The 9,383-nt window shown below is 66.1% G+C and carries 8 protein-coding genes; 3 read left to right on the plus strand and 5 right to left on the minus strand.

The features are described from left to right. Positions 1-108: 108 nt before the first annotated feature. The 4 genes from AC5WS8_RS32520 to AC5WS8_RS32535 all read right to left on the minus strand — a co-directional run bounded on the left by AC5WS8_RS32520 (position 109) and on the right by AC5WS8_RS32535 (position 4,054). Entirely contained in the window at positions 109-1,287 is a 1,179-nt protein-coding gene (locus AC5WS8_RS32520; protein WP_496107100.1) for a cytochrome P450 family protein, read from the minus strand. Beyond that, positions 1,284-2,612: an MAB_1171c family putative transporter gene (locus AC5WS8_RS32525; protein WP_496107101.1), complete on the minus strand. Its 1,329-nt coding sequence runs from the start codon at positions 2,610-2,612 to the stop codon at positions 1,284-1,286. Before AC5WS8_RS32525 ends, AC5WS8_RS32520 begins: the two co-directional genes overlap by 4 nt. Further along, entirely contained in the window at positions 2,613-3,152 is a 540-nt protein-coding gene (locus AC5WS8_RS32530) for a hypothetical protein (RefSeq protein ID WP_403822854.1), read from the minus strand. A 179-nt stretch (positions 3,153-3,331) separates the two neighbouring features. Then, the gene (locus AC5WS8_RS32535) at positions 3,332-4,054 is read right to left on the minus strand and encodes a hypothetical protein (RefSeq protein WP_496107102.1); all 723 of its coding nucleotides are present in this window, start codon (positions 4,052-4,054) and stop codon (positions 3,332-3,334) included. A 721-nt stretch (positions 4,055-4,775) separates the two neighbouring features. On the opposite strand from AC5WS8_RS32535, the gene AC5WS8_RS32540 reads away from it, so the two are divergent. Continuing rightward, on the plus strand, positions 4,776-5,693 hold the full coding sequence (locus AC5WS8_RS32540) for an MmyB family transcriptional regulator (protein ID WP_496107126.1): 918 nt from the start codon (positions 4,776-4,778) through the stop codon (positions 5,691-5,693). Between the two features lie 58 nt (positions 5,694-5,751). Here AC5WS8_RS32540 and AC5WS8_RS32545 read toward each other — a convergent pair whose 3' ends face one another. Further along, positions 5,752-6,513: a helix-turn-helix domain-containing protein gene (locus AC5WS8_RS32545; RefSeq protein ID WP_366902735.1), complete on the minus strand. Its 762-nt coding sequence runs from the start codon at positions 6,511-6,513 to the stop codon at positions 5,752-5,754. A 915-nt stretch (positions 6,514-7,428) separates the two neighbouring features. Here AC5WS8_RS32545 and AC5WS8_RS32550 point away from each other — a divergent pair. Together AC5WS8_RS32550 and AC5WS8_RS32555 are read left to right on the plus strand one after the other, a co-directional pair. Further along, complete coding sequence (locus AC5WS8_RS32550) at positions 7,429-8,706, plus strand: MFS transporter (RefSeq protein ID WP_496107103.1); 1,278 nt, start codon at positions 7,429-7,431, stop codon at positions 8,704-8,706. A gap of 156 nt (positions 8,707-8,862) precedes the next feature. Next, positions 8,863-9,360 carry a hypothetical protein gene (locus AC5WS8_RS32555; RefSeq protein ID WP_496107104.1) on the plus strand — a complete coding sequence of 166 codons (498 nt, stop codon included), beginning with the start codon at positions 8,863-8,865 and terminating at the stop codon, positions 9,358-9,360. Positions 9,361-9,383: the final 23 nt, after the last annotated feature.

The following is a 9,383-nucleotide window of genomic DNA, read 5'->3' on the forward strand; positions in this document are numbered from 1 at the left end:
GTGTGTCGCCTGTGCGCGCAGTGCCGCACCTCTGACCGCCTCGTTCTGCGAGGGAGCTGCCCGCGAACCTGTCGGGCGGTGCGCACGCGCCGAATGTAGAAGGGGCAGCTACCAGCGGGCAGGTAGTTCCTGCAGTCCTCGCTTGTGGAATGACGGCCACCACCTGAGCTCGTCCGGCTCCACGGCCAGGGTCAGGTCGGGTCGGCTGCGCACGAGAGTGGTGAGGGCGATCTCCGCTTCAAGACGCGCCAGGGACGCCCCTAGGCAGTAGTGAGCACCATGCCCGAAGCTGAGATGACCAGGGTTGCGATGTGGGTTGAAATCGTCTGGAGCTTCGAATTGTGCTTCGTCACGGTTGGCGGAGATCAGCGCAATCCAGACGCGTCCTCCAGTAGGGATTTCGGTACCGCCGATCGTGACGTCCTGCAGAGCGAAACGCCGCACCCCAAGCGCGGAGGGCGGGTTCCAGCGCAGCGTCTCTTCGATGACGAGGCGAGATGGAAGGTGCCCGTCACCCAGACTCTTCAAAAGGCCGGGATACAGCAGCAGGCCGAGGACGCCGTTCCCGATCAGATGTACGGCGTTGTCATAGCCGGCGAAGAGCAGGAGGAAGCTGAGCGAGATCAGTTCGGCTGCGGTGAGCCGGTCGTGCTCCTCGTGGGACTCAAGCAGGTCGGACAGGAGGTCATCTGTCGGGTGGCGCCTCTTGTCCTCCAGGATGCTCGCGAGGAACTGGTACATGTTCTTCATGGCGGCCCGCGACTCGGACGCGGCACCAGGACGCGGGGACATGAGCGAGCTGGTCCAGGCGCGAAAGTCGCTCCTGTCACCCGCGGGGATGCCAAGTAGGTCGCAAATCACACCCATCGGCAGCGGTTCGGCCAGTGCGGCTATCAGGTCGACCTCAGACCCTTGGGCTGCATCGAGGAGCTCGTCCACGTGCCTCTGGATGTGGGGCCGAAGCGCTTCCACTCGGCGTGGCGTGAAAGCCCTTGAGACCAGGCGGCGAAGGCGCGTGTGATCAGGGGCGTCCATGTTGAGAAGATGAGCATCGAGTTCAGGAGGCATGGATGACTGGTACTCGCCTCGTGTACGCGCGTTGGCCTTATTCAGCGACAGCCGTGAGTCGGCAAGCGCCTCCCGCGCTTCCGCGTAGCGCGTGATGACCCATACTGCCTCGCCGTCCGGGGTGACACTCTCATGGACGGCTCCGGCGGCGCGCAGATGTCTGAAGCCCTCATGGGGATCCGCCATAAGGGCTTCGCTGAACAAGTTGGACAGCTTCATGCCGTGACAGAGTCCGTCGGCTGTCCGTCTGCGACGGGTTGATAGTCCTTGACGATGGGGGAGGAGTGGTAGGCCCGCGCGACCCGAGTGAGCCACGCCTGCTCCTCCTCGATGTCCCCGTCAGCAGGATCGTGAGGAGCTTCGACTGCTGCCTCAGGTAGCGTGCGCCCGGAGACAAGCGCCTGCAATGCGGCCGCGATCTGAGCGGCCTCAACAACGGCCTCTTCATCGGTGACGCTTAGCCCGGCCGCCTTCGCACGGGTTCGAGCCTCGGAAGCGATCTGCGGCTGGTAATAGGGAAGGAGGAGGAGCTGCCCATCGCGGATCTCAGTGACCTGGCGGCTGACCAGGAACTTCAAGTCTCGCCCGGTGTGCTGAACTTCGGGATCGCGGTGTGAGCGCAGGGCCATGCGTCCGTCCCGGACCTCGATGACCAGACGACCGAACAGTCGGTGCAAGTTCCGGGCGCCCCAGTGTTCCTCGCGGGCGGCTGGCGGCTCGATCAGTACAATCTGTGGAAACGCTTGCGCAACCGCGTTCCACAATGGGTGGAGGGTGCGGTAAGCCCTGGCATCGGCGATGAACTGGCGTGCGCGGTCAAGCCCTACGCCCCAGGCCGGCATGGTGAACCCAACGGCGAACAAGCCTGCTGAGATGCTGGCCGACATGGGCGCCACGTAGCTGTTGACGATGTCCGTGAGATGAGTCTCCCAACGCAGGGAGACCATCTTCGGTACTGCATAGCCAAGGCCGAAGCCCGCTCCCACCGCGACCACACGAAGACCCCGGCGGAGCCAGGGCTTGTCCACCGCCTTGGAGTACCGCCAGCACAGGCGCATCAGCGCCGACATGCTGACCGCGAACAGCAGCGCGTACACGAGGAGGAACTCTGAAATGTATGGGGTGTGGGCGTAGTAGGCGTCGAAGTCGACCGGGTGCTCAGCATCGCTCACATCGCCCATCAGGAAGAGGATGACCATGGCGATGACTGAAATGACCGCATACCCGACGATGAGCCTGTGCCGAAGCCGAACCTTCGACTGGGCGGAGGACCAACTCACCAGCAGGGCCAGGAAGGACGAGAGGCAGGTCGCCACGGACAGGTAGACCGGCAGGGTCACCAGGTTGTGGTAGCCGAAGAGAGCGTCGAGCCGCACATAGAGCCAGGGCGCGGCCAGAACGAAGGGAGCGGCAAAGGATGCGATGGCCAAACTCAGGAGCCGCAGCTCCGGATTCCGCCAGTCCTTGACGAGGTCTTTGGCCTTGTAGAAGAAGGCACCCCAGGTGACGACTGACAAGATGCCATAGACGACATTGTGGAGCACCTAAAATCCCCCCGCGTTGCGCTCAAGTGATCGTTCAAGATGGTTCACCAGCCTCTGCTCGCCCTCGGAAAGCGGGCGGCGGCGGGTGGCCTGCGCCGCGGCCCTGCGCGCGTGCATGGGCAGAAGCGACGCCACGATCTCCGCTCCGCGCTCTTCCACCGAGGTGTACACCGTGCGCCCGAGTACAGTTTGGACCAATGCCGGGTCCAAGTTGGGCATCAGGAGCTGGGTGACCTCGTGCTCCTGAGCGGGGACGGAATTGTGTCCGAGGAGCATGTGGCCGCCCTCGTGGCGGACGATGTGAGCTTGATGGGCTCTGCTGGTGTGCTTCTGGTACAGGATGTAGTCAACATCGTCTGTGGCAACCCAGAGCCCGCAGGGGCTGCCAGGCCGAGTCGGCATGGCCATGGGCACCAGCGAGATTTCCCGTTGCCTGATCTGTTCCAGGGCGTCGCAAAGGGCATTCGTGTCGTACGGCGCGGGGATCTCGACCTGTTCGACCACCCCCGCGCAGTGACGCAGAAGTGTCCTGTCGTCCATCCCCGCTCCCTCCCCCGGGTGCATCGCCGGCCAATGCCAGCGCACGTATTCCATTGGCGTCCCCGTCGTCGTCCGGCTGTGGCCCTGGTGCATCGGAAGGCGCGAACTAGCAGCCTATATCAGCCGAGTTGGCAGCAAACCGCCGAGCGGCACAGCGGCCGCCCAGCCTCCGGGATCTGTCACATCCGCTGCCGTCGGCCGGCCTCACCTAGGTGCTTGATCATGGGCACGAGAACCTGACAATCCTCTTCGTCGAGGTCAGCCATGGCGCGCATGGCGACCTTGCGGGCTCCGACGCTCTTGAGCGCACTGAGCAGCTCCAGATCCTCGGACACCTTCTTGCTGGTCGCCGGGTCTTTGAAGTAGGCGACTGGGACCATGAAAAAGTCTGCGAGGCAGGCAAGCAGGTCATGAGAGGGATCGGCCGTGCCCTGGCCGGTCCGCAGGTCGCGGATGACGGACTCTGCGATGGTGCAGCCCCGTTCGGAGATGGCGCGCGCGACTTCCGCCTCCGTGTAGGGGTCTCGGCCGTCGGGGACCACTACCTTGAAGAGGTAGTCCAGCTGCTGGGCGAGGCGCTCGAGGGACACGCCACCACTCCCATCCTCCGCGGTCGGCTCGTCCGTCTCGCCGAGGATGTAGCTCACCTTCACGCGGAAGACACGGGCCAGAGTCGTCAGCGTCTGGACTCCCGGGTTCTTTACCTTGCCTGAAGCGATGTTCAGCACCGTCTGGGGGCTGATGCCCTTCTCGCCTCCCTCCTTGCCGAGGGCGGGCAACTCCCTGCTGCGGTTCGCGATCTCCTCATACGTCGAGGGGCCGGTGCCGTTCGGGTACCGGTTCTTGATTAGCCACGTCAGGCGGTCGGCGACCGTCCCGCGGCTGGTGGGCGCTTCACCCATCTCGTCGGATCACTACTCCTAGCCAGGGACAGCAGCCGTTGTGTCCCACCCGAATCTACTTGGTTAGATAGTGGATCATCAATGCCGCCCAATCATCCAATGTACTTGACAAGATCGGGATGGGTCCGCATAAGGTCAAAGTCGCTCATCCAACGGACTAGATGGGATGCGCCTTCGCCTGGCGCCATCTCCAACGCAGTAGAGGACTGAAGGACGCGATACAGGTGGCAGGGAGCTCCCGAAGCGGCTGGAGCAGTCGACTGAGCCAACGGGCTCCTCGGCAGACCGTCTCCGCCTTCACGGGGAAGTGCTGGAGTGTGGGTGCCGCGACAGTCAACCGGGCGGACGCCCGCCCGCGCGGCCTTCCGCGCTTCGGCTGCCGAGCGGCTGCCCGGCCAGTGCCCAGGCGCGCCGGTTCCAGGATCACCACGGCATCGCGCTCAGGAGAACGAACCTCCATGGCCAGCCAGCCATTGCCGGCCGCAGGAGACGGACCTATCTCCGACAGCCGCACGGTCGCCCTGAGCGTCCTGATGCATCTCGGCCTCGCACTGCCCGCGTGGATGGAGCGAACGCCGACAGCGGCGCTTGACGTACATGGTGCGCCCAGGCCGCGATGCCGCCGCAATGCGGCACCAGTACAGGGGGAAGCATGGCTAGGAGTTCGGTCCTCTTTAAGAGCCAATCACCGCGCACCGCATCGGCGTTGCGCGTCCCGATGATGCGCCCCGCGGCCGACCGGTGCACGCCTCGCAGCTCCGGCGAGCGACGGGAGGAACGCCGTGATCTGCCGCTGGCTCCAGGTCTCACCGCGTTCTTGGTAAATGCGCGGGACGCTCGAGGGATGGGGCAGGAGGAAACTGCCCTGGAACTGGGCATGAGCGACCGCCAGTACAGGGTCTGGGAGAGCGCGCGGCAGGCGATCCCGCGGACACGCTTGGACGACCTGGCTCGAGCTCTGCACCTGGACGAGGTCGGCCGTCGGCAGCTCTATCGACTGACCGGTCACCTGGTACCCCTGCCCGGTGCCCTCTCGGGCAATGCCCGCCTTCTGGAACTGACTGAGCGTTGGACCAACGTTCATATCCACCGGCAGAGCGACCCGGCCTGCCTCACCGATGGCGCGTGGAACGTGGTGGCCGCCAACGACGCGTACTTTCGGCTGTTCGAGGCCGTCTCACCACACCCGCTCAACCACCCGACGGTGAACACCCTGCGATGGACACTGTTCCACCCGGATGCTCCGCACATGCTGGGTAAGTGGCAAGACTCATGGATGCTGCCGGCTCTCTCGCAGTTCGCCTTGGTCTTCCAGAACACTCAGACCGATCCGCAGCTGCGACGCATTCGCGAGGAGATCGCACGCCACCCAGACCTCGAGGAGGCATATCTGCGCAAGGTCCCTGACCTGCTGGCGCAGCCGACTGAGTATCCAGACGACGAGGACGGCGTCGTCCGGGAGATCCTCGTGGGGGCGGAGGGCTACGCGTCCGCCCTGCTGACCACCGCCATCCCCTCCCATGCGCGTGACCATGGCTTCAGGGCTGTGACCATGTCAGTCATCGAACGGGAAGGTGCTCCCGATCCCGAGTCCCAGGAATCCACGGCGGCTCGCCAACACTCCCACCACGGCTGGTGACCGACAGTCCGTTTGGGCCTCGGACCGGTCGGAATCACAGTCGCCGGCCGTTCTCCGCTCAGGCGACCGGAGCAAGCTGTGAGGACGAGCGAACGGGCCGCAGCGCGTTCTCCGAGCGCCGGCTGACCCGAGCGGCTGTACGCAGGACCTCATAGGAGAAGCGGGTCTTCTCCGAAAACATCCTGGGGTGCTGGCCGAGCAGGGCCAGCGCCCCTTCGACGTGGCCAGCCCGCCCGTACACCGGAGCGGCGATCATCGACCAGCCCGGCAGCGGGGACCGGGTGAAGCACGTACCCAGCTCCTGGATCTCCCGGAAGCGGCTGCTGACGGTCTCGTCCTCGCTGTGCGCGCTGATCACGAGCCCGGCGGCGTCGGCCGACAGAGGGGAGAGCTCGAGCGCCGCGCTGTCCTCGGAGGTGAGTGCCTCCACGAAGTCGTACCGCCGACCGTACACAGTATCCACCCACAGGCGGCGTGCCAGTGGGACAGTCACGAACATCAGGACGACCTGAGCGGTCTGTCGCTGCAGCTGGGTCAGGTCAGGATCGGCACCCTGCGAAGCAACCTGCGGCAGCCGCAGGCCCCGAAGCGCGCCACTGTGCGGGGTGATGCTGTACAGGCCCTGGCCGCGCAGTTCGATCTGCCCCTCCTCAACCCCGCAGGCGAGGATGCGCTGCACAGTAGAGCGGGGAAGGCCTGATTTGGACGTGATCCGGCGCAACTCATGAGCCCCGGGCCCGAGTTCCTCCAGAGCTGTCAGGACCCGGAACACCTTCGCGTGCGCCGAGGCACCTGTCGCGCGATCGACCGCTTCCTTCACTGTCAGCCTCCCCGAGAAAACGGCCACCGACATATGCGAGCGGCTCGCTGTATGCCCTCCATCGTTGTCGCATCTCGACCGAGGATCTAGAAGAAATGGGCACCGGAGGTCCAACTTCCGGACACGTTCAGTAGCCGAGCAGCCCGCAGAACTACCGTGCCCATCCCGTCCGTTGAACGTTCCCGCACGTCAGATGACGGAGGCACAGTCTGAGCGGATACGCAGCGCAACAAGCGGCACTTGACGCTGCTCGAAGATTCGCCGCGGAGGTTACCGCCTGGCGGTCAACCTCGCCCCAGCTTCCCGCCAGAAGGGAAGCGAAGAGGCGCCGCACGCCCCAACGCACATGCGCTGGGCCCGGTGGGCGGGATTAGCCCCACGCTCTTCCCACCCTGGGAGCATCATTGCCCCTCACCGTCCGCCAGCACACCCAATCACGTCACATCCTGGACCGCGCCTCAGGCGACGGGCTCGCCGCCGATACTCGCCGACGCGCCCTCCCGCCCAGCGAGACACCGAGAAACTCGCTGCTCGCCAGGCGGGAAGCCAGCACGAATTGCCCCGCACACGGTTGCCCGCGGCTCACGCGCTGAAGACGGTGAGTCCGCCCAGCCCCGCCGCGGGCCGATGACCCCAGGAGGCAAACCCACATGAGCGCCGGCCGATGGTTCTACACATCCGCATTCGGAGACATACCCACGCCCACGAGGGTCGCCGTAACCAAGGAGCCGACTGCCACTGGCGGGCCGCCTTCGCCCAGCACAGCAGCCGACCCGGCACATCACGCGCCCCGAGAAGCCCGCACGCGTCGAACCGGCTGACGCCACCTCCCACACCATCCATCCCGGCGTCAGTAGCCATCCCCGTCCACAGGAGGGACGAGCGTGCGCCCGTCCGGGCCGTACGCGTCACACCATGCGTGAACTCCACCGCACGAATCTGCTCCGCGCCACGGACGCGCTCGGCACCGCCATCGCCCAATACGCGCTGCCCCTGATTGTCCTCGCCATTACCGGCAGCGTGAGCCACTCCGGCATCGCCTTCATCGCCGAGTGGCTACCCCGCATCGCGATCCTCCCCGTGGCCGGCGCTCTGGTCGACCGCATCGGAGGCCGCACTATCCTCCTCACCGCCTCACTGCTTCGGGCCCTACTCACCGTGGCGGTCATAGGGCTCCTCCTGCTGCACCCGCAGCAGTGGTGGACCGTGATCGTCTTCGGAGCAGTCGGGGGAGTTCTTGCTGAGTTCTCCTTCCTCTCCTGCGAGGTCATCGGCACCCAGGTGCAGTCCGGCCACGACGTCCACCGCATCCAGGCACGCCAGATGCAGATCGACCAGGCGGCCCTGCTCATAGGCCCCCTCTGCGCCGCCGCACTCGTCGCCCAGCACCCGGTGGCCGCTCTCGTCGCAGTCGCACTCCTCTCCTTGGCCACCATGTGCGCAGCGCCCCTGCTCACGGTCGGACGTCCCCAGCCCACCGATGAACACCCACCGCAGAGCCCGCTGAAGTCGATGGCCGTGGGATGGCGCATGCTACGCACCCCCGTCATCGCCTGGATCGCCGTCGTCATGGGCGCCGTCCAGATCCTGGTCGCCCTGCTGCTCGCCTCCGCACCCGGAATCGCCCTTCACCAGTACCACAAGGCCGACACCGACCTTGGAACCATGTGGACCGCGGCAGCAGTGGTAACCCTCCTGGCCACCTCCATCACCCGCCGAGGAATCGACCGCTGGGGGATGACACCGCTCCTGATACCCAGTGGCATTCTCCTCGCCGCAGCCTCCGTCACAGTCGGCACCGTTGGGACCTTCGCCGCCTTCGCGGTAGCTGCCACCGCCATCGTGGCGGGGGAGTGCGCGGCCAACGTCGTCTTGCGCACCATGAGAACGCTCGTCATCCCAGGACACGCCCTCGGGGCCACCGTCAGCGTGCTGTGGGTCATCGGCCTGCTTCCCTACCCGCTGGCAGGCCTGATCGTGGCCGTCGTCCCACTCCACGTCCTACCCGCCGTACTCGCCGTCTGCGGCATCACCATGGGCCTGGCCATCGTGTGCGGCGCCCGACACCTAGCCCGCTACTGGCACCAGCACCCCGCCCAGGCCAGCCACCCTGCGACGACGCCGAAGCTCGCGGCCGCCACGCCCACACCCGCACGGGACACGAACCAGGCCCGCACTGCCGAACCCGTATGACCCGCCCCGACATCCGCGCAGCCAGGCACCCTTCCCGTCTGGCGACCCACTCAGAAGAAAAAACCGCGCCCCTCCCGCCCCACGGGAAGCACCCAGGAATCAGAAGGTGAACCCTGACACCCTCGCATCACCACGCAGCACAGAGGAGCCACAGCCGTGACCGACTACGCACTCGAAGCCCAGGCTTACTGGCGCCGCTGGCTCCCGCGCACCCACGCCAACCTCACCGACCCCGACACCGTCTACCAGCAGATCGGCGAAGACGTGCAGGAGCGCGTCATCGCCGCCTGGGACGCGCTCACCGAGATCCACCTCACCCCGGACATCACCGACCATGCCAAGCGAGCCGGCCTGCTCCAACTCCTGCGCCGGGAAGCCGAGCACACCGTGATGCAGGCCCTGGTCCAGCTGCCCCCCGAAACGGACACCGCCCAGCCCCGCACCGAACCGGCCGCACACCAGGCACGCCTGAGCGACTTCGACACCCGCCTCGCGCAGCAGCAGGAAACCATCCGCACCCTGCTCGACGGCGACCGCACCATCAGCGAGACCAGCGACGCCGAACTGCTCCAGGCCCTCCAGCTCATGCCCGAACTCCTTGCCGCGCTCGGGTCCTCCCTGGACGAACTCCGCGCCCTCGGCCGCGCCCTCTGACGACCCCTGGAAGGAGCGCAGGG

It is taken from the genome of Streptomyces sp. PTL18 (assembly GCF_059510295.1).